Source organism: Pirellulales bacterium (assembly GCA_036267355.1).
In the GTDB taxonomy this organism is placed as follows: Bacteria; Planctomycetota; Planctomycetia; order Pirellulales; family DATAWG01; genus DATAWG01.
The window spans coordinates 1-24,073 of the sequence record DATAWG010000092.1 but is presented as its reverse complement, the minus strand read 5'-3'; the positions used below and the strand labels follow the sequence as shown (position 1 = coordinate 24,073).

Here is a 24,073-nt window from a genome sequence, read left to right as displayed (position 1 = left end):
TCCGACCTTGCTCAACGGCTCGATCACGATCGCAGCGGTTCCCGAGCCTGCCAGCTTGCTGCTGGCCGCAAGCGGATTGTTGGGATTCGTTGGCGTAGCACGTCGGCGAAAGTTCTGGCCCCGCCGCAAGGCCTGAGATCCGGCTTGTCGATCTTCGGTTGCATAGGAAATTCCGGTCCGAATCCGCTAGGGCTTCTTCAAAACGCCCACGCGCGTCAGCGTCCCACCGAACCGCACATCGGCCGGTGGGAGTTCGAATTAACGACGAGACGTTTTTGGCGGGCTGTCAGCAACGACTTGGCTATATCTGAAACATCAGACAATTCAAGGCTACCAACGGGCTGCCTGGACGCCAACGGAAAAGCGGATCAGAATCCTGACATTACAGGTTGTTCACCTGTCAACACACAGGCAGCCGCCGACGTGGATGCAACCGCGACATGACGCCATTTCGCCGGCCTCGATCGCCGAAATTCTGGAGCGCTGTGGATCGACGCCTTTTTGTTGCGAGGCAGGCATTGTCATCCCGAAGCATCCGGGACTTCGTCCGCATGACACTGGTTGGAGAGATCGTTGGCGTTAGCTACGTCCGCCGCTGCTCTGCGCGACAGAACTTGATCGCCCTTCGAGGCGCACTTGCGGCGCCTCGATTCCCCGACGTCTTCTCAATGGGAGCATCTCGGAAGGCAAGCGCTCGTCGTAAATCACGGCCCGCAGAAGAACTACCGGAGGTGGGACTTGAACCCACACTGCCTTGCGGCAACTGGATTTTGAGTCTTCAGCCTAGCCTTAGCGTACATTCGGGGCAATCAGCGGACGCTGGAAAACTCGGCGATTTCTCGGCGGCCGCTCTCGCAGAGTTCGGGGCATCGCTGGAGTGTTGTGGAAGGTTATTGGCGGGTTGGCGCGATCGCCCCGGCGATCGCTGGCGGAGCACTGCGATCGCGATGGACCGGCCGGCCCGGATGGGAGTTCGCATGATTTCGCGACGGTTCCCTGCAGCGGGCGGTACGCTTCTCCTGGTGCCGCAGCTGCCGCGAGCGGCTTGCACGACGCGAAGCATTTTTTGCGAAATTGTTTGACCGGAGCGATCACGCGAACGTCTAATTCAGGCATCGTGCAACGCGCCTGTCGCATGGGGGACATCATGCAAACCAAACTCAAGCAATCTCGCGCCGCTACCGCCATCGTTAGCTTAATCGCGTGGCCCGCCTCCATTGCTCTGGCGGTCTACCTCGCCGGCTTTATCGTCGCGGCGCCATATTTCGAGTGGAGGGTTGCCCGCGACGATGGGTTTTGGACATGGGTGTGCTTCGGAGAAGTGCAGGCACTCGGACAGGCTGCCAAATGGCCTGCGTACATCTGGCCACCAACCATCTCGAGTAACGGACCTGAAGCAGAAAACAGATCGAATCCCGGAGGGCTCCAAGGTCGAAATGCTTCGGCAGGCTGCCGGGCCCAAGCAGCAAAACCGCGGGAACACCAAGACGAAAGCGGCCATGGCGAACGGTTGATCGCAAGCTTGTCCCGGGGCGAAAAAGGGCGAAAGCGTGTTGAGCAGTCCGATGCGAAAACGCTCATCGGAAGTGCTCGACAGCGTATTTTCTCGACAATTCTTAGGATCGCAGCGTCGCTAGCAGAAGATGTGCGAACTATACTGGGTCCGGCGATGAATCTGTCGGTATAGGCAAAAAGAGCCGAGATTAGCTATGATGCCACCCCCCATCTTCGACAGCTCAGTTGCCCGGACAGTCGCGTCGGCACAAAGTTTGCGAAAGCGGTGGCTTGACGGCTAGGCCATCCCTCCGTGAGAATCCGAGATTCGCGCTGTAGCGGGGTCCGTTTCTCTTGGCGGGGGGCTCGGAATTGGTCATTTTCGCAGATGCCGTTGGTGCCTACTGGTCGGTGTGGTGGCCGCTAAGTATGCTGGTCCTTGCGTCGTTGGTTGCCGCGGCAGTCTTTCTGCGGCAAGATGGCATTAACAAGTGGCTCGACGGCAGTGCGTGGCGGCGGAAGTTTTTCTTTTTCGGAAGTTCGTTAATTGCTGGGATTTGGACATTCGGGATTGCGTGGCCCGATTACAAGGCGATCTCGGACGGCCACGCTGATGGCAAGAATACCGCAATCCTCTGTGCGCTTGCGATCGGCTTAGTTGCAACTGTTTTGCTTCAGGCAATCGGTTTTCAGCTGCCCGACCGATGGGAAACAAAGGTTGCCGACGCACTGAAGGAAAGGGATGCCGCGAACGCCGACTATCAACTTGCAAAGAACGAGGGCTTTTTTCATTGGCTTGTAGGGCATTGCTTCCTCAGCGTAATCGGAATCAAAAAAACATTCGTCCACGACGCGTCGAAGAATCTTCCGCCGGCCCAGGACGCACAGCGCCGGCTGAAAAACTATCGCGAGGCGGCGAAACCGGAGCGGCAAGTCGTTGCTCTGATCCAAGTTCCATACGAGGTTTATTGGAGACTGCTCACCGACAGAAACCCGAGAGCAAGCTTGCGAGTTGCCTACTTTGCCCGCAGCGGACCGTTTCTGGTGTTGCGACATTGCTGGAATGGTGTTGATTCGAAGTGTGTACGACAGGGAGTGAAGGAAAAGAAGCTTAGTCGGGATCGATTCTTTGAACTGACAAATGAGACCCGAAGCCTCGCGGTCGCTGCGGCGAAAACCGGCGATATCCAAATTGTTCCTTCAGCCAAAGCAGCCCACGCCGATTTGCAGCACTCCTTCAAGTATTTCCAACCCACGCAGGCGAATCGGATCGAATCCATCGTTGCGATCCCGCTGGGGGTGAGTGGCGACAACGGTTATCATGAGCATGTCGTTTGCATCGACACTGATTTTGCAGGATTTTTCGACCAAGACCAGCGAAAACAGCTAGAGTTCGTAAAGAGCAACCTCGAACAGCGGTTGCTGTGCGAACTGGCGATGGCGTCTCTCTTGAACGACGGGACGTAGTGGGGGATCAAAAATGGCCGACAGACTTTTAGACTCGACGGAAACACGGGAAGTTGCTGCCCAAGTGCGCCAGATGGTGCAAAAAGCGGCAAACGAGGCAAAAGCCGCCACTGGCATCTCGCTCAGCGAATACGCCGCATTTGCGGCAACGCGGGGCTCATCCGTTCGGCCGATGGTTGAAGGTTCGCCCGCCTCTTCCGCGGCACGTGGCAGCAACGCGAAAAAATAAAGATTTCTGTGCCTGCGGCGCATCCGGCCACGCGGCTCTCCGGCCAGTGGTTTCTCGTTTCGTTCCGCTGCTCGGCGAACCAGCCCAGCCCTTCAATTATTCCCTCTTGCCGGCGTTGCGGACGCGTGGCGGGGCGGCTTGCGTCGATTGTGGTGAATCTTCACGCTGGGCGGCGCGTCGATGCCGACTCGCGAGCCGCATCCCTTGCTGGGGAGAAATTGAATGACGGCGTCCCCCACAAGAATCGCATCGCCTGGCTTAACCTCGATAACTTTCATCGTTCACGCTCTACATCGCGTCGGCTGTTGCTCGCCCGCAAGTACAGGCGATTCGCTCGCCGTCTTACACACTGCGGCGCGGAATTGCCATGCCACGCCCCAATTGGTAGACTCGCGGCCGTTGGGACGGCTGCATGCCTGCGGCGATTCATCAAGCAGTTCGTCGCGCGCTGCCTCTTTCATTTCTGCAATCCGGCGAGCACGGTCGATTCAAACTTCTTGCGGGGACTGCCGCACGCGGACGACAGCCGCGGTTCGGCCGGTGCCGTGGCATAAGGACGGGCCGGGTAGTTTTCGATAGATTCCGCGAGATTGGGTGCCGCGCGTCGCAAAGAAATTGCGACTCCTTGCATCCCATTTCGTCGGGTGGCATTGCAATACGAAAATCGATTTCGTAAATTCTTGGGGTCCAAACAATCCTGTTCCGTCCCAGGAAGGGGCGCGCTGCGGAAATCTCCGCGGTGCGCCCCTTTTTTCGTTTCATCGCGGAGAAAACCATGATCACAGCCGAGCCCGTAAATGTGGTGCGGCCACTCCTGCTCACAGTTGCGGAAGCCGCCGATGCGCTCCGAATATCCGTGCGATTGCTTTGGACGCTGACGCAAAGTGGAGAAATTCGATCGGTGCGGATCGGGCAACGTGGTGTCCGCTATGCCCCGGCAGAGCTTCAGCGTTGGATCGATCGCCAGTGTGAAATTTCGTCGGAATTGCGGCGCAAGTAAGTAAAGCGACCGGAGTTCGTAAAATGAAACTTGACGCCAGTGACATCGGCGATTTGCAGCCCGTGATCACCGAAGCCGTTCGAGTGGCCATTGCGGAGATCCGCGATCATGAAGGCAGGCTACCGCTCGAGCGACTCGGATTTTGCGAGGTCGAGGCGTCCCGGTTGCTCGGAATCAAGCCGCACATTCTTGGCGATGCGCGGCGCCGTGGCGAAATCACGGCGCGAAAGATTGGCAAAAAATACGTCTATTCGCGGGCCGCCTTGGTCCGCTTCCTAGAGGAGCACGCGTAGTCCGTGTGAACTGAAGCGGCTGGCGGCGGCGCATTGATCGCCAGTTAAATCAGCGGTAGGGATATGCCCGACGCAAGAAATTGCGGAGGGCCGCTCGGGAAAGCGACCCTCCGCGAAAGTCAATCCAGGAGCGAACATGATACACCCATCACAGACCGATCGGCAACCGGTAGGCAGTCTGCATGACGCAGCAGAATGGACCGACGCGGCATTTACTCGACGCCTAGCGACGATGTTCGGCGATCGATTCCGCTGGTGTGCGGCGTGGGGGGAGTGGCTCCTTCGCCAACAAAATGGCTCCTGGTCTCTTGCTTCGGACCAAGCAATCGAAGCCTTTGCAAAAAAGATGGCCGAGGTGGAGGAGCTGCAGCTCGAGCATCTTTTCCCCTCGCTCGACTTTCGCACGGCAAGACGACTGATCCTGCTTTTGGATGGGATTTTTCAACCTAACTGGCCTTCACATATCGTCTCTACATTGAGCCGTCTGCCTCAGGTTCAAATTGAAGCCGATGCCGCTGGCGATCTGTTGTGGCGAAATGCGGTGAGGATCAGTCGATGATCGGCAAGGGCAACGATGCTTCGATCCTCGCAGCGCTCGATGTGGCCGGCGAGTACGCTGCGCTCGGCCTGCGGCTCGTGGGACACCCGCGGGCAGACGGTCGCCAGGAGTGCTTTTCGGCATCGCGGGACGAGCAACGGCCGTCCGCCTACATCGACACCAACACGGGAAAATACGGGGATTCGGCGGCCGACCATCGCGAAATGAATCTGTGGGAATTCGCAGCTCGCTTCGGTCGTGGCGTGGCGTTCGCAGACTGGAAAGCGGCTAAGGCTCACTACGCCAGAATCGCCGGGGTTGAACTCGACGGCCGCCGCAAGAAAAAACAGGACTGGCGCGAGGGCTTGGAATTCCTGGAGTGGGACGCCGGCGAATTGCTGCTCGCGGAAATGTGGTGCGCACGGCACAAGCCGGGAGCGACGGTCGAGGCGATTCGCCTGGCCGGCGGCCGCGTGGCCCACTGGCCCTGCTATCGCGACAAGCAATCTGGCGAGAAGCGGCGGGGACGGTTCAAGGTGTTGGCATTGCCGGCCTACGGGCCCAAGTTGCTGGCGGCCGATCCGGTGGCCTGGGTGCTATGGAATCTCACGGGCAAGGAACTGGAAATCTACCAGGGCGAGGACAAGCCGGCTAGCGTGGCGAAGATGGTTTCGTGCGGCCCGACCTCGGGCACGCTGATGAATTTGCAGGCCCTGTACCTGCTCAGCGATCCCGACAAAAAAGCGGCGGTTGAACTGGTGTGGAAAACGGCCGGCCCCTCGGACATGCTCACGCTGCTGGCCGCGATCCCGGCCGAGCTGCGGGAGCGGCATTTGGTTGTCACGAACGCCTCGGGCGAGCCAGCCAGCGTTCACGATTGCATTGCGGGCGCGTTCGCGGGTCGGGTCGCCTACGTCGTGCATGATGCAGACAATGCCGGCGAGGTCGGTGCGGCGAAATGGATGAAAGCCCTTCGTGGAGTTGCGGTCGAAAGCCGCCACGTTCGCCTGCCTTATCCTTTAGTAACAAGCCATGGAATGGATCTGCGGGATTGGCTCACAAGCGACAGCCGCAAATACGCGGACTTACTGTCGCTTGCCGACGATCCGCAAAACCGAACGTACGACTTCGGCCCCATCGATCAAAAAACTGCCGAAGAGGCGAAGGATACTGTTGCCCGCGTCTCAGAGGTTTCGAATGCCGTCGAGGTCGAATCAGGCGAAAACGATGGTGGGCTGAAGTGGAGCCCGCTTTCAATGGATCGAGTGTTGGAAAAGATCGAGAACGCCGCCGGTGGCTGGCCTCGCCGTGTCGATTCGGCGCTTTTTGTTCCGAACGACACCAGCGGTGTTTGTTGGCTTGTAGATCCGCCATCGACGTTCGGCTGGCTTGGCAATTTGACCGGTGTAATTCAGTGGCACAACACGATGGGATGCGTTACGAAATCCGAAGTGTTTGCCGAGTTGAAGCGGACCTCGCGGGCCTACGATTCAATCGAAATCTTGCCGCACTGTCCGCCGTTACTGAACGCGTTCTACACATGCGAAGAATGTCCGCCAGGCGACGGATCGGCCTTGCGATCGTTTCTCGACTTCTTTGCGCCGGCAACGACGATCGACCGCGATTTAATGCTGGCGATGGTCGTTACGATGGTTTGGGGCGGCCTCCCGGGCATGCGGCCAGCGTTTGTAATCACGGCCGACGCTGGCCGGGGAAAGGGCAAGACTGCTTTCGCGAAGCTCTGCGCCCAGATTGTTGGCGGCGCGATCAGCTTTAGCGCGAACGAAGATATGGGGCAAATTCAAACGCGACTCTTATCGCCCAATGCTCTCGCTCTGCGGATTGCGCTGCTGGACAACGTGAAGTCGCACCGTTTTTCGTGGGCCGAGCTCGAAGCCCTGATCACCGCGTCGACCATCAGCGGCAAGCGATTGTTCGTCGGTGAGGGACGGCGGCCGAACCTGCTCACTTGGGTCATCACATTGAACGGCGCCAGCCTGTCGACGGACATGGCACAACGGTGTGTGATTATCAAGGTCGGCGAGCCGGCCCGTACAGGAAAGTGGGAAGAAGACGCCACTCGCTTCGTGGAAGAAAACCGCCTGCGGATCATTGCCGATTGCATCGCGTTTTTGCAGTCGGACGTTTCAGCCGAACTGCCGAGCTACTCTCGCTGGGCGATGTGGGAGGCAGCGATTCTTTCACGACTCCCCGAGCCATTCGACGCTCAGAAGGTGATTCTCGAACGGCAAGCCGCAACCGATGTCGAGGCCGAAGAGGCATGCTTGCTTGCGGACGACTTTGCCCATCAGTTGGAGCAACTGAATTACAACACCGAAACCGAGCGCATTTTCATTCCGTCGAGCGTTGTCGCCGATTGGTTTGCCAAGGCGACCGGCGACAGACGGACGGTTACCAGCGCGACGAGAGCGATCAAGCAATTAATCGGCGAAGGCCGGTTGCCGACGATGAGCGAAAACATGTCCAAGGCACTCGGCCGTGGGTTCGTTTGGACTGGTTTCAATGCGGACGTTAGCAGCAAGATCGAAAAGACCCTGACGTACAGGTTGGCGACAAAAGCGACATAAAACCGATATGGCGAGTAGGGCGCTTAGGGCGCTTCTGCTTGTATGTATCCTATCGCGTGTGAAAAAAGTCAGAAAAGCAAATGAGAGAAGATGCAGGTATGCAAATGAGTAACAAGGGGTCGCAAGCGCCCTAAGCGCCCCTGCAAAAGACTTCGGTAGTTCAACGCGACGTACGCCGCCAGAATCGAAGCGAGCAATCAATGCGACTCCGAACACCAACCGCAACCGACCGACGCAGCAGCGACGAAGCCACGCATTCAGGCGACGGCTTGAAGTTGAACCGACAGCCGACCAATGCAACCGTTCGCGACGATCGCCGGATGCAGCACAGCACGTGCCTCGACATGGAAACGAGTGCGAGCATGACACCGACACCACGGCAGGACGCGTGCGGCATGCCAGAGCTAAATACGGCTCGCACCCTCCACCCGTGTTCACCCTCCCTCCCCCGGTTCGCAGCTTCATCTGATCGTGAGTCAGATTCCGTTCGGCCTGAACACTGCACGCGGAAACCCTGCAACTGTCGGCAGTTGCGACGGCGATATGCAAGTCGATTGCGAGCGAGCCGCAGACCGAAAAGGGGGGCCCCAAGCGGCTCAGAATCCGAACCAAGCCCCCCACGGCCACGCCAGTGGGTCCCGTATTAGCTATCTACGGCCAAACGACTTACGGCTTTTCAGGAATCCACCTCATACCGATGAAATTTCGCTTCACGCGGGGAAGGGGACCCGCGGAGGGACCCGAGCCGACACCCGTCGCCAATACGCCTGATTACTGATTACCGTTTTTATCTGACAATTTCCCGTTATTTCCCGTTGTCGTGCAAACATGCCTGAAAATATCGTGATGCTGCGGAGTCGGTTGCGTCGTGAGGGCCGGCTTCAGGATTACTTGCTCCGGCAGGTGGAATTGCGAAAGCAGCACCCGAGCAGCATGGTCTATGTCCACCTTGAGGAAGAGTTTGGCCCGAGCTCGCTCCGGAGGTTGCGGGTGGCCACGTGGGAAAAGTTGCTGCATCGCGTCCATCCGGACAAGCGGGCCGATCAGTGGGGGAACTTTGATTGGGCGAAGTCGCACCTCAACGAGAAACCGGACGGCATCAAGCCCCGGGACGTTCCGAGCCGGGCGGCGATCGAGCTGCTGCTTTGGGCGTTGGAGTCGCCCGAGAACAGGCGGCGGTTTTGGAAACTGCACAGGACTAGCGCGGCGGCGGAGGCTCGGCGGCTGAAGCGGGCGGCGGAGGTCGAAGCCGATAACAAGGCGTACTGGGCGGCAAGCGAAGCTTGGCACGCGAGAGAGCTAAGCGAAATTCGAGCGGGGAGGGATCGCACACCAGACCCCGCGAGGACCGTCGACGACGTTGAAGCACGCCGGTATTTGGAAGAGGAAGGCAGCAACCGCGGAACCAGTGCCAACAATGAAAGCGGCTGCCCGGCCGCGATAGAAACCAGCATGGAGGCCCAAAATGCCTGACACCGTTCAAGACTCGATCGCGTATTTCAACGGCCTGATGCCCACGGCGGCCGCCGATCCTTCGGCCCCGCTCCCGCAAGCCCCACCGGCCGCCGATCCGAGCGGGTTTCTTGTGCCCGGCCGTCCGCAAACGGACGAAGCCTACCAGCAACATCTTGCGTGGCTCAAGCAGCGGGAGTCCTTCAACGCCCCGGCGCAGGTGCAGCCCGCTCCGCAGCACGTCGGGCAGTCGATCGACTATTTCAACCAGCAGCGAGCCCAGGACGTTGAAGCGTGGGCTCATGGGCTCGCCCAACGCGAGCAGCAGTCCGGTCAGAGCCAATTAGCCGACCCCGATTACGAGGCGAAGCTGGCTCGACAGTTCAACGCTGCATTCCCCGGTAGCAATTACCAGCAGGTGAAGCCATTCATTGATCGCATCCGGGCAGCGCACGACGAAGCGATGCGGCAAGAGAACACGAATCAAGGCGGCGAGCCGACGTTTATCAACGGGTTGCTGGGCAACGTCCGAGAGACGCCGCAGACGATCCCGCAAGGCGAAGTCAACCAGGCGAATTTCTTTCGGCCTGGTTCGGCCGTGAATCAGCAAATTGCCCGCGGCGAAGTGCCCGCGGCAATCGCTCCGGAAGCGGCAACTAAAAACTGGTTCAGCCCCGACGCTCCGGTTGTTCAGCAAACGGCCCGCAGGCTCGGTATTTCGCCGGACAAAGTTTTACCCGGCGATGTGATCGGCCTACAGCGCGACACAGAGGAGGCACAGCGGGCATACGACGCTTCGCACGCAAATGACTACCTGAAGATCCGCGTAGTCAGTCCCGCCGCCCGTACGATCGGAACCGCCTTCGAGCAAATGACCGCTGTCGGCCTTGGGCTGCTGGCGCAAGTTTCGCCGCAGATCACGTCGGGAATAACCGCCGACGAGTTCAATCACGCTGCCGACATCATGGGAGGAAGTGCGACTCGGCTCAACGAGTTGCAAGGTGTCTCGCCGATGTTCACTGGCGCCGGCCTTCAGGCAACGCAGATTGCGACGGCCGTACTCACGGGCGGTGCCACGGCCGCACCGCTTGCCATGGGCGCGATGGATGCTTCGCGAAAGCTGACCGAGTATCACGACGCCGGAATAACCGGAGCGAGGGCCTACGTCGGCGCGGCGATGACGGGTGCAGTGAGTGTAGCGACCTACACGCTGCTCGACGGTGCGGGTGTGCCCGACGCTCGCGGTGCGACGAACGACATTGAGGCCGCGATCAAACCGAGCTTCACGCAAATTTTGAAGGAATGGCCGGCACATGTTGCCCCAACCGTCGTTCGCGATGCCGGGCTGTTCGGAGTTCAGGCTGTCGCCCAGGCGGCGGTCGATTACTCGACGACGGGCGACAAGTCGCGTATTGAACCGGGGCGGATCGCCGACGATGTTCTCAGTGCGGGGATCCAAGCGACGCTGTTCGGGGCGGTGCTGCACTCGGTCGGCCCGGCGCGCGACATCGGAGCAAAACTGCTCGAGCGATTCGGCGAATGGCGAAGCCGAGGCGGCCAAGGAGTTCCGCCCGAAAGCGTGTTGCCCAAAGCGGAGATGGAGAAAGCCGTTTCCCCACTGCCCGAGCCGATCAATTACAGACCCAAGGAGAACGAAAATGTCGGCATCCATCGAAATGCAGCGGGAAATGAAGCGGCTGGAAGAGGCGGACCGACCGGGAGCGAGTCGCCAGCAACGTCGCAAGCGGCAGCGGGAGGAATCGCGAATGGCGAAGCCGATCAGTCCCCTATTGCGGCCGCGAAAACGCTGAACACAGCGACCGGCGAATTGCAGGCCTCCATCGCCCGCGAGGCATCGGCCAAAGCGCTTGCGGCGAATCCGGACAATCCGCGAGACCAGCAAGCCGAGGCGGCCGCCAAAGCTGGGGATTACGCGACGGCCGCCGATCTGCACCGCCAACTCGCCGATCGCTACGAAGCGGCAAAAATGGAAGGCTGGGCGCAGGTCCACCGCGAAGCTCAGCAGGCGAACGAAGCCGCAGCGGCCGGCGATCGCACCGCTGCGACCGCTCAGTCGCCAGCGACACCACAAGTGCCGACGAGAACGATCGCGAACGGCGAAACTGCTCAACCTCACTGGGCCCCGGTCGATCCACCACAGGCTATTCCCCACGTAGTGCGACCGGATTTGCCTGCGTCGACAACCCCGCAAGCTCCTCTCCGCGACCGCATCCGCGAGCACGAACAGGCAAACGCTTACGATCGCATCATTCCCGAGGGCCGGCCGGGCTTCCGCAGTCGATCGAATCAGGACAAGATCAACTTGCGGGCAAACGACGAGGCGTATCAAGCAATGCGTCGACAGTATGCTGGCGGCCGCCGAGCGGAGAATGCGCAAGCGGGAAAGGCCGACACGGCGAACGAACGGCAGCAAGGCATCGCCGACGCCCAGGGCGGTAAGACGACGCCCGAGGCTGTGAAGTATGCACCTCTTCACACGCTGCCCGACGAGCTGCGGCAATCGATCCAGCGCGGCGCGACCGATATGCTTTCGGTCACTAAATCGGAGAAGACGAAGGCCGCGCTGCAGAAAATCATTCAGGATGCCGGCAGCGACACAGGGGCGGCCGTCGAGCAGCAGAAAGAGCGGCTGCTTGGGATCCTCGTGGGCAAGGGTGATTATCGAAACGCTCAGCAGCAGAAGGCCGAGGCGCCGTACCCGCCCGACCCGATCGTCAAGCTGTTCATGCGGCCGCCCGAGGAACGCCGTCGAGTGATCGACGAAGCGCTTCGCAGTGTCGAAGCCGGCCAGCCGAACGAGCTGGCTCAGCATGCGGAAGACCGTTTGCGCCAGCCGGCGGTGGAAGACCCCAACGACGCTTGGGCCGAGCCCCATCGCCAATCGGTGCCGAAAGAAGACGTTCAAGATTTCCTTCGCACGCTCGGGGGAAAAGCGGGAGCGGCGCCGACGTCGGCCGACAGCGGTTTTTCACTGGCACGCGAGCCGGCAGCCGGCACACCAAAACCGAAGTTCGAGGATCAGGAAAACACGCGGCAAGGCAAGTTGCTCAGCGGCATAGACGCGCTGCCTGGCCAGCAGGACTTGTTCGACGACTTGGACAAAGCCAACCATGCGATGGCCATCGAGTCGGGCGACGCCGATAGGCCGGAGCGACCAGCGGCGAAGGAGGCGGAGATTCGCCGCCGGGTGCGTGAATCACCAATGGAAGCGGCGACCATCTATCGCGGCAACGGTGAGGAAGCCAAAGCCCGGTTCCGGGAATTTATAGGCTCGCCGAACGCCGGCGAATACAACATCCAGCGCGCGTACAAATGGGTTAGCGATGAATTGGCAAAACTACCGCCGATGGAGCCGCAACCGGGGGCCAGGCGTTCGGCCGTCGAGGCTTCGACCAAAGCGTTTGACGTTTCGAAAAATCACACGTATCTGCGGGACGACGCCCGTCTTGCCCAATATCTTTCCGCGAGCGGGAAACACGCGGAAGCGGCGAAACTGCATGATGAGCTGGTCACTGAATATGAAAATGACGGCAAGCCGGCGGCGGCCAAAGCGCATCGCGAGGCCGCATTCTTCAATGGTTCGCCCTACGAATTGACGGAAGTTCAGTACCACGACGAAAGTCCGTGGGCGGCCAAAACGCACCGCATGACCTCGGCCGCTGGGTCGGTCGATTTCTTGAAGGGGCTCGGGTTCGACCCGTCGAAGCTCGACGTGCCATCGAAAGAGGAATGGGAAGACGAGCCACTTATCGCATACGACGGCCCACGACACGACTTGAGCGACATTTTGTTGCGCAACGGCTTTGTTCACGCCGGCCGCAGTGAAGATGCGAACGCCGACATTTTCGACAAAGGGAAGCGGCGTGTCGAAGTAACAGCAGTCGGCGACAACGGGAAGCCGCAGATCGCGGTTGGCGCGGCGCCCGATGGATCGCTGCTGAATCGGCTGGCACAAAGGCGGGCTCTCGCCGAGCAGACCGACGCTGCGCCAGTCGGAGCGGTCGAGGGTGCCCGCTTTGCATCTAACCGGGCCGCCTCTGTCTCGCCCGGCGAGAGCAGCGCCCGATTTGCTGCCAGCTTGGCCGAGAACGGCCAGCACGCGGAAGCCGCGAATCTACATCGCAAGCTGGCCGAGCACTTCACCTCCGCCGGCAAGGCTCGCGAGGCTGGATTGCACGAACAAGCACAACAGGCGAATGAGGCGGCGGCGGTCGGGCCGCAGGGCCAAGAAAATCCGCAGCCGATGATGATCGGCTCCGAGGGGCAGGTTATCAAATACGGGCCCGGCGACGAAAACCGCCAGTCGATTCCCGATCTCGAAGCCTTCATGCGGCAGCAGGAATCAGGCCAACAGCCACAGCAGCAAATCGCTGAAAAAATGGCGGTCGCCGAGGACACCGCGACGGCCGCGGCGATCAAGTGGAAGGGAATGCGGCCGAGTGGCAACCCGCCAACCGACGCGATTCGCTCGCTTCCCTTCCGAATGCTCGACACCGTGCGGCAGGTGTTCAACCCGCAAGCGCGATCCGCCGATGCTCGCATTGCGGGTCAGGAAATGCGAGCCGGCCTGGGCAAGCTCCGCCAGCAGGGCGCCGAAGCGGAGAAGTTCATGGCGGATGTGACAAAAGCTTTCGGCCGTATGCCGCCGGCTGAGAATTTCGCGTTCATCGATCGCATGGAGCGTGGGGAGAAGCAACCGACGCCGGAGTTGGAACGGTTCGCGGCGATGAGTCGGAAGCTGCTCGACGAATCCCGGGACGCGGTGATCGTGCTCGGCAAAGGCAAGTTGCAAGACTACCTCGAAAACTACTTTCCCCACTTGTTCAGAGGGCCGCAGGGAGCCGCGGCCGCGATGGCGACGATCTACGGCCATGCGCCGCTGGAGGGGCGAGCCGGATTCCTCAAGAAGCGATCGATCGACTTTTTCGCGGACGCGATGAAGCTTCGCCAGTTTCATTTGGAAGAGGCCCAGCGGCTCCAAAAGGCCGGCGACGCTGCTGCGGCGGCCAAGCATTCGCAAGTTGCTGAGGCCCTGACGCCAATCAGCGACAATCCGGCCAAAATGATTCTCGCTCGCGCGTACGACATGCGACGCTACGTGTTCGGGCACAATGCGGCCGACACACTTTCCGATCGAGGGACGATTCAGTACGCGTCGGCGCTCGGCAAAAAACCGGACGGCATGGTCAAACTGAAGGGCCCTTTGTTCACGAAATACGGGCCGCCCGAACTGGCCGTGAAAGAGGCATACGACGATCAAATGATGAGCGGGCTCACCGATTTTGCGCACAGCCTCGGGGTACAGACTGATCGCAAGATGACGCTCAAGAACGCCGGCGGCGGCACGCGAGACAGCACTTGGGGGCTAGCCTACGGCGACAAGAGCGTGCAGACGCGATTCGCCGGTCCGCTGTCCGTGTTGGCGCACGAAATTACGCACGCGATGAACGCCCGCTACAACTTGCGGGATGCGCTTAATTTTCGCGACCCGAAGGTGTGGAATGAATTGCGCAACATTTCCGCGCTCCGGACAGCAAACGATGACGCGAAAGGTGTAACTCGCAGCGGCAGGTTCATGGGTTACCTAAACAGCCCGCAGGAGCGCATTGCCATGCTGGGCGAGGCGTATATTCACGCCCCCGAGAAGCTAAAGGAAGTTGCCCCGACGCTCTACAAGCGGTTCGATGATTTCTTGGCGTCGAAGCCGGAGCTACAACCTTTCCGCGAGATCAAGCCGTCGCTCACGCTTTCCGAGAATGAGGGAGCGGTCAAGGTGCCCGGCATTACCGAGGTTGGCGCTTACTGGGCGCCGCCGCAGGTGGCCAACGTGCTGGACAACGCCACCTCGCCGGGGCTCAGGGGAAATCCGTTTCACGACATTGGGCGGGCGATCGGTAACACGCTCAACATGGCTCAACTGGCCCTGCCGGTTTTCCATGCGACCTTCACCACGTTCAACGCGGCGATATCCGATTTTTCGCTCGGGCTTCAACAGCTTGAGCGTGGCGAGGTTGTCAAAGGGATTGGAAATGTGGCTTCCGGTTTGACGATTGGCCCTTCAGTCTATCGCGGGCTGAGCCTCGGCAGTGCGATCAAACGTGGTTACGAAGATGGCTTATCGACGATCAAGGACGATCCGCAGCTTCGTGCTTACGTTCAAAACACGATCACATCCGGGGGTGCGGTCAAGCAGGATTCTCACTACATCACCAACGGCACCGCCCGCGTGCAACAGGCAATCCGCGAGCTTCGGTTTGGGGAATATGGTGAACCTCGCACGGTCGGGGGCACGGCGAAGTCGCTCGCCAAGGCGGCGGCCAATTCTCCGCTCGCCCTGTTAGAAACTCTCGCGAAGCCGATGATGGAATTCTATGTGCCACGCCTGAAGGTAGCTGCCGCGGCCCGGCTCGGCGCCGATGGGCTTTCTCGCCTGGGACCGTCCGCCAGTTACGACGATCGCGTTGCCACGCTGCAGCGCGGCTGGGACTCGGCCGACAACCGCTTCGGCCAATTGGTGTATGACAACCTATTTTGGAATCGCAAGTTCAAAGATTTTTTGATGACAGCCGTGCGGTCGGTGGGGTGGAACCTCGGCACTGTTCGCGAGCTGGGCGGCGCGCCATTCGACCTCTTGAAAGCCGGCAGCCGATTGAAGGCCGGCGACCAAGTGCTGAGCAATAAGATGGCCTATGCGTTAGCGCTGCCAGTGCTTACCGGATTGTGGGGGGCTGGCCTGCAATATCTTCTCACGGGCAAGGGGCCGTCCGAAACCAAAGACTTTTTCTATCCCAAAACAGGCGGCATTCGACCCGGCGGCGAGGAGGATCGGCTCGCGCTGCCGACCTACATGAAGGATGTTTACTCGTTCCTGTCGCATCCGCTCTCCACGGCCGGCCACAAGGTACATCCGCTCGTGGCGGCCACGATCGAAGCAATCAATAACAAGGATTTCTTCGGCAACCAGATCTACGATCCGAACAAGCCGCTCCCTGGACTTGGACAATACGCCGCGAAGCAATTCGTCCCGTTCAATCTCCGGAACATCGAACAGCAGCAGCAGAGTGGAGGGGGAGTGGCACGGGCCGGGCTGGCGGCGATCGGCTTCACTCCGGCGCCGGCCGAAATCGCTCGTTCCCCGGCGATGAATATGGCGGTCGAATACGCCCGGGAAACGATGCCAGCGACTCGCACGCTTAACCAGGCCGACGCTAGTCAGCAGAAGCGAACGCTCGTCAACAGTGCCATGCAACAAGGGGGGCTGCCGGCATTGAAGGATCGGCTCGGCCAGGAAGTCGCCACCGGCCGCATGACGCCCAAGCAGTCGGCCGACACGCTCAAACGTGCTGGCCAGCAGCCGCTCGTGCGATACGTTTCCGGCCGCGACTTCACGCCCGAGCATGCGCTCGACGTGTGGAAACTGGCGGACGACAAGGAGCGCACCCCCGAGTTTTCCAAGACCGTGGAAAGCAAACTGGCGAGCGCGCTGGCCAACCGACCCCCGCAGGCCGCCAGCGATCTTTACGACCGAGCAAAAGAATCGGGGCTCGATATGACGCAGCTCCGCCGCGATTACGCCGGCCGACTGCTGTACGCGGCGAGCGGAGCGCCCACGGTCCGAAAAGCAGACGAACCGGTCGAAGCGTTTCAGCAGCGGCAGCAGGCTCACATCGAATCGGTTGCTCAGGCAAAAGCCAAGCTCGCGGAGTTAGGCGTGAAGGCCGCCGAGGCGCGCGAGCTGTTGCATGAAGAGGCGCGCCGGCGACGGTACAAAGGCGAGGGAACGCAGTTCGATCAGCGAGCCCAACGACTCCCGCAACTGGTTCCCGGGCCTTGAGAAAGTCGCTCGATCGACCTAGTGGCGAGATTGTTTTTCGGCGATTGACACGGTCAGAAACGTCGATGAGAATGTGTGCGTCGGCAAGCCCCTAGCAAGGCGAACCGGCAACCATTCATCGGTTAGCCCTGTGAGGGCTCACCCGCAAGATTCTACGATGAAACCAAGAATTGCAACCTCCGATCGGTCGTGTGGGCTTTTGGCCCGGGATGCTCTTGCGGGCATCTTGCTAGCGCGATCGATCGGAGGCTGCGATACTTGCTGCGCTGATTTTCCAGCGCAGAGGGGAAGGTCGAAGCACACATGGCAAAGCCCTACGAAGCCGTCCTAATTGTGACGGTGCCGCCGGAGTGGCGGCCGACTCGCGTTTTTCATTTTTCGCCGACGTTCACCGAGGCTCGCTACCATGCCGCGAGACTCACCCTGAACGTCGCCACTGAAATTGCCCGTGCTCACAGCGCGGACAAACTTCGCACCGACTCGAACGGCCCGATCGGCACCTGGGCGATTCAGATCCGCGCGTTGAAGACCCGCGCCTTCGGTTCGCCGTTCTCTCGGCAAACGCCACGCGACCCGTCCTCCCGTCGATCGACGAGTGTTTCGAAGGGAGGTGGCGTCTAAGATGATCGCAAACAACACACCCCGACGTGGCTTCAATTCAAAATCTCTTTTGGCGGATTATTACAAGGCGGCTTTTGTGCCGTTGCTCCCGCCCACCACGACAACACGAAAAAGGGCATCGTACAAAACAGCCTTATCGTTGTTCGATGAATTTCTCAGGCGCCCCGCGATGCTGGTCGACTTGAACAACGAAACCCTGGCGGGCTTTCTTGCTTGGCTCCCCGATCGTGGGTATCCAGTCGCGAACGGTCCGCGAGACCGCTTGCTGTCCGTGTGGCGTTTCGCGAGCAGCCGGCATCGCGTTGATACTAATCCAGACGATGAAGCATTGCCGCGGGCGAAACGTCCGTGTGGCATTCCGCCGGCATCTGAACTGAGCACCGCAGCAAGGGCTGAGACAAGTTCCGAGGCATCTTCTGGCGGCCGTCTCGATCCGAAAACGCCGCTTGTGCAATATGTCGAAACGATCCTCGCGCCGGAGATTCACCGCGCCGGCGCTGGCGGCGAATCCTTGCGAATGACGGAGCATGCTCTCCGTTGGCTCGATGCTCTTCTCAAACGGGCGCCAACGCTGGCCGATCTTTCGGGGTTTGCCTCGTCCGCCACGATGCCCGCGGAGTTGGTTCGGTTCATCGTGGCGCACGATCGTTTGCCAAGCACTGGAAAAGCGATGGTCGGGCGATTGTTCGCGCTCTGGAAGGCCGTTGTTTGGGCTGGCCACATGCCGCCGATCGGCGGCCCGCCAAAACTGCCGGCCGTCAAGCGGCTGAAGCCACGGCGGGAGGGAGCGACGCCGTATGGCGGGATTCCGACTCGCGAAGCAATTGAGCGAGGCAGAGCGGTTGGGCAAGTAGCACCCACGCTCCCGCAAGTAATCACGGCGCCCGCCACGCTCGAAACCACGCTGCTGAGCTTCCTGGTCGACTATTACGCGATGGAGCGACCGCTTGCAGCGGCTTCCATTGATCGAGGCTACGGGGCGGCGATTCAGTCGTTCAGCCGCTTCCTTGGCCGGCCGGCTACTCTCGCCGATCTTGTTGCCCCAACGGTAAACGCTTGGATCGCGAGTCGCGACGGGATCGGTAGCCCCAACACCGCGAGCAGCCACCGCAGGCAGCTTTTAGTGCTTTGGCGATTCGCCTACGAAACCGAAGTGCTGAACGAACTTCCGCGGCGGATCAGGAAGGTGAAAACACCGCGACGCGTCATTGAAGGTTGGGATACGGAGCAAATGGGCAGGCTGCTCGCCGCGGCCGACCAGCTGTCGGGCTCATTCCGCAAGACGAGAATCGAGCGACGGCTTTGGTGGCGAGCATTCCTGTTGACGGCTTGGTACACCGGCCTTCGACTCGGCGACGTTCTCGCGATCAGGTTCGATTCGATCACGCAATCGCCGGATGGAGGCGGCCGGCTTACCGTCGTGATGAGCAAGACGGGCGATACCATCGATCGAGTGTTGCCGGCCAGTGCTATGCAGGCAATCCTGGCCAGCATGGCGAGCTCGCCGCGGGAAACGTGCTTTCCGCTGTGGGTTGACCAGCGGCACTTTTACCGCGCGGCAAAGGCCCTTATTCACTCGGCCGGCCTTCGCGGCACCATCCGCTGGATTCGCCGCGGCTCGGCTTCTGAGGCCGAGCGCATAAAAGCCGGTGCGGGCCGAGCGCACCTCGGGCATCGTACAGTTGGTCTGTTCGAATCGAATTACCGAGTCGACCGAATTACTCAGCAGGAAGTCATCTTGCCGCCGGAGCCCGCGTTTCAGCCGACGTTACGACTCGAACACAAGATCGACGCCAACCAAGCCGGAGAAGCGAAAGGGGGCGCCCATTGATCGCCCCCAACAAATCTGCGGACCCGAAAGTATCGTCCGCGACATTGCTCCGAGAATATCTCGACGACATCCAGGCCGTCAACCAATGGCGCAACGGGATCACGGCGCACGAGATTCATCTAAATGTGATCGCTGTCCGATGGTTTGATGCATTTCTCAAGCGAGCCCCGACGCTGCAAGACCTCTCCAACCTGACGCTATCCGAAAAGCAATCTTCGTCGCTTCAGCAGTTCATCGTGGATAACGGTCGCAAGCCGAGTGTTGCCCGCGCTTCGGCAGAGCGGCTTTTCGCGATCTGGCGCGGCATCGTGTGGTGTGGGCAATTGCCATCCAACGGCAAGCGGCCAAAGCTGCCCATGGGAAAAATCGTTAAGAGGCGCAACCAGCAACCGGCAGCCAACCGTATTCCGACCGCCGATCGGGTCGCAAGGGAAAAGTCGCTTAAGCCGGCCGCTGAGCTACGCGCGCCCATGGTCAACGCCACGGGCGAAACAACGCTTGCCGACCTGCTCTACAAGCACTACGCCATTGCGAGGCCCATTTCCGAATCGACGTTGCGAACTACCTACTCAGGTGCCATCCGCTCGTTTGGGCTTTTCCTGGCGGCCCCGGCGAAGGTGAAAGACCTCACAGCCGCAAACGTCAACGGCTGGCTCGTCTGGGCTTCCGGTCGGTTCGCACCCCACACGCTTCACGGCGCTCGCCAAGTGATTCTGTGTCTCTGGCGGTTCGCCTTCGAGGAAAGCATAGTCCACGACTTCCCGCGAAAGATTCGCAAGGTGAAACGGCCGCGGCTCGTGGTTGAGGCATGGGACACCGAGCAAGTCGGCAAACTGCTGGCAGCTGCCGACGCCACCGCAGGCGAGTTTCGGAAAACTGGCATCGAGAAGCGGCTCTGGTGGCGAGCGTTCATCCTGGTCGCTTGGTATACGGGCTTGCGACTATCCGACGTGTTGGCGATCAAGGGCGCATCGATCGCGCGCATGGCAGACGGCTCGGGCCGGCTCACGACAGTGATGCAGAAGACGCAAGAGGCGATTCACCGGATTTTTCCGCAGGATGCGATGCAAGCCGTCGACGCCTGCATGAGCAGCGGCACACCTCGCGAATTGATCCTGCCGCCGTGGGTCAACCGCCGATTTTTCTACCGTGAATTCAAGCTGTTGGTGAAGGCCGCCGGGCTCACTGGTTCGGCGAAATGGCTGCGCCGAGGCGGCGCATCGGAAGCGGAACGAATCAAGCCCGGGGCCGGTAGCTTGCACCTCGGGCATCGCTCGCCCGGATTGTTCGCTTCCAATTACAAATGTGACCGGATCGTGCAGCAGGAAATCACACTGCCGCCCTCGCCGGTCTTGCAGGCGGCGCTGCGGCGCGATGGGGCAACGGAAAAACTTCGTCGGAAAGGGGGTGCCGCATGATCACACCCAGCCAACAACCCGAAAAGTCGACTGATCCGAATTTGCAGTCGATCGATTATTTCGACACGATTTACCTTGTCTCGAAACTTTCGGTGGGCTCCGCCGGTTCGCAAGTTTGGCGGGTTCGTTCGTCGATCGACGCGTTTGAAAAATGGCTGGGCAGGACGCCCCTGCTTCGCGACCTGAACGACGCCACGCTTTCCGACTTCATCAAGCAATCGCAGAAAGCCGGACGGAACGCGGGTGGTATTCGCTGGTTGGTCGGCCTGTTGCTGCAACTCTGGCGGTTCGCCGTCCGGCGTGGGGATATTTCGCAACAGTCCGGTCGGCCGGTCGTTAGCGCGATGAAGTCGTTGCGTTCGCGGAAACGCGATTCAAAGCCGCGGGCAAGTAAATTGAAGCCGGCAACTCTCAAGAAGCCGACGCAGAGCACGGCGACGTTACTATGCGATTTCGTCGCCATTTACGAGCGCGGCCGGGATTTGCGGCCGCGCTCGATCGAGCAGTACCGAAACGTCGCGAGCCTGCTCAGCAGACACCTTCGACGGCCGGCGCGAATTGCGGATCTGAATTCCGACACGCTCAATGCGTTTATCGCGGGCGAGCTCGAGCGGGTTTCGCGAGAGTCGGCCCGCAGCTACCGCCGGTCGCTCTTGGTGCTGTGGCGAGACGCGTTTGAACGGGGAATTCTTACAGAGTATCCCCGGCGTGTGCGTGCCATCAAAGTGCCGGCCCGAATCATTGATGGCTACGACGTTGAGCAGCTCGGCAAGCTACTCGACACGGCCGCCAACCTCGACGGGGTTTGGTGGCGAACGATGATCGAGCGTCGGCATTGGTGGTACGCGTTCATCCTGACCGCCTGGAACACTGGCTTACGGCTCGGCGACCTTCTTGCCGTCGAGCATGGGCAAATCAACTCGCAGCCTGACGGTTCCGGTCGGCTATCGGTCGTGATGAGCAAGACCGGCCGAGTGATTAACCGCCAGCTTCCGCCAACAAACGTCGCGGCAATCGATCGCTGCATTGCCAGCGGATTGCCGCGAAAACTGTGTTTTCCGATGGGCGGAAGCCGAAACGCGTTGCTCGGCGAATTCCGTTGCATCGCAGCGGCAGCCGGGCTCCGGGGCACGTTGCGATGGATTCGCCGGGGTTCCGCAAGCGAAGTCGAGCGGCTCTGTCGTGGCGCCGGGCGGTTGCACCTCGGGCACAAGTCGCCCGGCCTATTCGAGACGGCTTACAAGGTCGATCGGATCGTGAAGGAAGAATTGATTCTTCCGCCGCAACCGACGCCGCGAGCAACAGGCGAGCGAAAGGATGGTTCGACATGATTCAGCGATTCAACATCCCCGAGCCAGGCGACGAGGTTCCACGCGACCTACTCAACCGTTCCGACAGTTTGGAAATCAGCATACACCGCCTCAACGGCGCGACGGCTTTCACGTTCAAGCTGTCGGGCAGCAGTGGTGACATTTTCCCCGACGATGACGACGATTCCAACAACGGCTCCGCGAAGTCGGCTGATTTTCAATTTCTCCGGACGCTTGTGGAGCAATTTGAAAAACGCGGGCAACCGGAGTGACTACCCGCGCGAGCCACCTGCAGCGGCCGCTCTCCGATGATGCTGGTGAACGGCCGGCATCGGCGGGGTGCTTGAAAGGTGCAGTAACGCAATAGACGCATCGGAGCGGCCAATTTCCAAACACTCGCCGGGGACCGATGCAACGCGATGCGGCAAACGGCGAGGCTGAATTCCACCGAACAACTTCAAAACGGAGCACGAACCATGAAAGCATGGCTTTTTCAAGATCGAAAGCAACTCGCGAAGCTCGGCGACAAGTGCCCCTGGTCGGTCGGCTTTTACACGCCGGAGGGCAAGCGAACCCAAGTCACGAAGGGATCCAAGAGCGCCGCGGAAAAGCACCTGCGCAAGATCGAAGGGCAACTGGCCGCCGGCATCTACGAAAGCGTCGGCCGGAAGCAATGGGCGGACTTCGAAACGGAATTTAAGGCGAACGTGATGGCCGGCATGAAGCCCGGCACTCGCGATGCCACGCAGTACGCGTTGAATCACTGGAACAAAATCGCCAAGCCGGTCCGGATGGCTGCGATCACCTCTCGAACTATCGCCGATTACGTGGCCAAGCGACGGGCGCAACCGCGGAGCAAGAATGGCGCGCTGGTTTCACCGGCGACGATCAACAAAGAGCTGCGCACGATTCGGGCCGTGCTGCGAAAGGCGCATCGCTGGGGCTATCTGCCGCGGGTTCCAGAATTCGATTTTCTGAAAGAACCTGGCCGGCTGCCGACATTTGTCACACCGGATCACTTCGGCAAAATCTACAGCGCGTGCAAGGTCGCCACGGCGCCGGGTCGAATTCCCTACCATGCGGCTGACTGGTGGCGAGGGCTGTTGACCATGGCCTACATGACCGGCTGGCGAATCGGTTCGCTGCTCTCGCTGCAATGGAAAGACGTGGACCTGAAGGCCCGAACCGCAATGAGCCTGGCCGAGCACAATAAAGGCGGCCGCGATATGGTCACCCCGCTGCATCCGCTGGTGATCGATCACATCGAGCGATTGACCGCAGGCAGCTTCGGCGGGCTCGTCTTCCCCTGGGGCGAAGATCGGCGCCGGCTGTGGGATGAATTCGCGGCGATCCAAGACGCGGCGGCCGTGAAGCCGGCGACGGGCCCGAAGCCTCACTACGGCTTCCACGATTTGCGTCGGGCGTTCGCCACGATGAACGCCGACAAACTGTCGGCCGACACCCTGCAGGCCCTGATGCAGCACAAGGATTACCAGACGACGCAACGCTACATCAACATGGCCCGGCAACTCACACCCGCGATTCACAACCTGTTTGTTCCATCGCTGCCGGCCCTCTCGGCGACTGGCACCGAGGGCTGATTTTGAACGCCGCTGGAAGGTTATTGGAAGGTTGAACCCGCTGATCGGTCGGAACGCGATGCGAAGCCGGCGAAGTAAAGCGTTGCCCTGTAGAAGGTACCGGAGGTGGGACTTGAACCCACACTGCCTTGCGGCAACTGGATTTTGAGTCCAGCGCGTCTGCCATTCCGCCACTCCGGCTCGCATCGCAGCCACTCTGCAATGGCTTTGCAAACTATTGGCTGTCATTTGCATTTCTGTCAATCCTTTTTTGCCGTGCGATTGCAGCAATGCCGGACTGACGCTCCCGACCCGCTCAGGGGATGTGAATGAGTGGGTACAGGCACCCCGGTGGAAAACGATTTTTTCGCCGTTTTTCCGACCGGGTTCGGAGCCA

General features: G+C 60.4%; 13 protein-coding genes and 2 tRNA genes. 12 read left to right on the top strand and 3 right to left on the bottom strand.

Annotation, left to right across the window (positions count from 1 at the left end):
* Positions 1-723 precede the first annotated feature (723 nt).
* Positions 724-805, bottom strand: a tRNA-OTHER gene (locus VHX65_14335).
* 330 nt (positions 806-1,135) lie between these two features.
* Between VHX65_14335 and VHX65_14330 the strand changes: the two genes are divergently transcribed.
* Both VHX65_14330 and VHX65_14325 read left to right on the top strand, forming a co-directional pair.
* Positions 1,136-1,687 carry a hypothetical protein gene (locus VHX65_14330; protein HEX3999725.1) on the top strand — a complete coding sequence of 184 codons (552 nt, stop codon included), beginning with the start codon at positions 1,136-1,138 and terminating at the stop codon, positions 1,685-1,687.
* 236 nt (positions 1,688-1,923) lie between these two features.
* Positions 1,924-2,961 carry a hypothetical protein gene (locus tag VHX65_14325; protein HEX3999724.1) on the top strand — a complete coding sequence of 346 codons (1,038 nt, stop codon included), beginning with the start codon at positions 1,924-1,926 and terminating at the stop codon, positions 2,959-2,961.
* Between the two features lie 686 nt (positions 2,962-3,647).
* Here VHX65_14325 and VHX65_14320 read toward each other — a convergent pair.
* Entirely contained in the window at positions 3,648-4,106 is a 459-nt protein-coding gene (locus VHX65_14320; GenBank protein HEX3999723.1) for a hypothetical protein, read from the bottom strand.
* Positions 4,107-4,213: 107 nt separating this feature from the next.
* Between VHX65_14320 and VHX65_14315 the strand changes: the two genes are divergently transcribed.
* The 10 genes from VHX65_14315 to VHX65_14270 all read left to right on the top strand — a co-directional run bounded on the left by VHX65_14315 (position 4,214) and on the right by VHX65_14270 (position 23,697).
* Positions 4,214-4,483 (top strand): helix-turn-helix domain-containing protein, encoded by a 270-nt coding sequence (locus VHX65_14315; GenBank protein ID HEX3999722.1) that lies wholly within the window; start codon positions 4,214-4,216, stop codon positions 4,481-4,483.
* 136 nt (positions 4,484-4,619) lie between these two features.
* A complete protein-coding gene (locus tag VHX65_14310; GenBank protein ID HEX3999721.1) occupies positions 4,620-5,042 on the top strand; it encodes a hypothetical protein in 423 nt (140 codons plus the stop codon).
* Entirely contained in the window at positions 5,039-7,609 is a 2,571-nt protein-coding gene (locus VHX65_14305; protein HEX3999720.1) for a hypothetical protein, read from the top strand. The genes VHX65_14310 and VHX65_14305 overlap by 4 nt, the downstream gene beginning before the upstream one ends.
* A gap of 828 nt (positions 7,610-8,437) precedes the next feature.
* Positions 8,438-9,082: a hypothetical protein gene (locus tag VHX65_14300; GenBank protein HEX3999719.1), complete on the top strand. Its 645-nt coding sequence runs from the start codon at positions 8,438-8,440 to the stop codon at positions 9,080-9,082.
* Complete coding sequence (locus VHX65_14295) at positions 9,075-16,916, top strand: hypothetical protein (protein ID HEX3999718.1); 7,842 nt, start codon at positions 9,075-9,077, stop codon at positions 16,914-16,916. The genes VHX65_14300 and VHX65_14295 overlap by 8 nt, the downstream gene beginning before the upstream one ends.
* A gap of 1,069 nt (positions 16,917-17,985) precedes the next feature.
* Positions 17,986-19,368, top strand: coding sequence for a hypothetical protein (locus tag VHX65_14290; GenBank protein ID HEX3999717.1), 1,383 nt, complete (start codon positions 17,986-17,988; stop codon positions 19,366-19,368).
* Complete coding sequence (locus VHX65_14285) at positions 19,365-20,786, top strand: hypothetical protein (protein ID HEX3999716.1); 1,422 nt, start codon at positions 19,365-19,367, stop codon at positions 20,784-20,786. The genes VHX65_14290 and VHX65_14285 overlap by 4 nt, the downstream gene beginning before the upstream one ends.
* A complete protein-coding gene (locus VHX65_14280) occupies positions 20,783-22,117 on the top strand; it encodes a hypothetical protein (GenBank protein ID HEX3999715.1) in 1,335 nt (444 codons plus the stop codon). Before VHX65_14285 ends, VHX65_14280 begins: the two co-directional genes overlap by 4 nt.
* Positions 22,114-22,368 (top strand): hypothetical protein, encoded by a 255-nt coding sequence (locus VHX65_14275; GenBank protein ID HEX3999714.1) that lies wholly within the window; start codon positions 22,114-22,116, stop codon positions 22,366-22,368. The genes VHX65_14280 and VHX65_14275 overlap by 4 nt, the downstream gene beginning before the upstream one ends.
* Before the next feature lie 204 nt (positions 22,369-22,572).
* Positions 22,573-23,697 carry a tyrosine-type recombinase/integrase gene (locus VHX65_14270; GenBank protein HEX3999713.1) on the top strand — a complete coding sequence of 375 codons (1,125 nt, stop codon included), beginning with the start codon at positions 22,573-22,575 and terminating at the stop codon, positions 23,695-23,697.
* A 97-nt stretch (positions 23,698-23,794) separates the two neighbouring features.
* On the opposite strand, the gene VHX65_14265 is transcribed toward VHX65_14270, so the two are convergent.
* A tRNA-Leu gene (locus tag VHX65_14265) sits at positions 23,795-23,877 on the bottom strand.
* Positions 23,878-24,073: the final 196 nt, after the last annotated feature.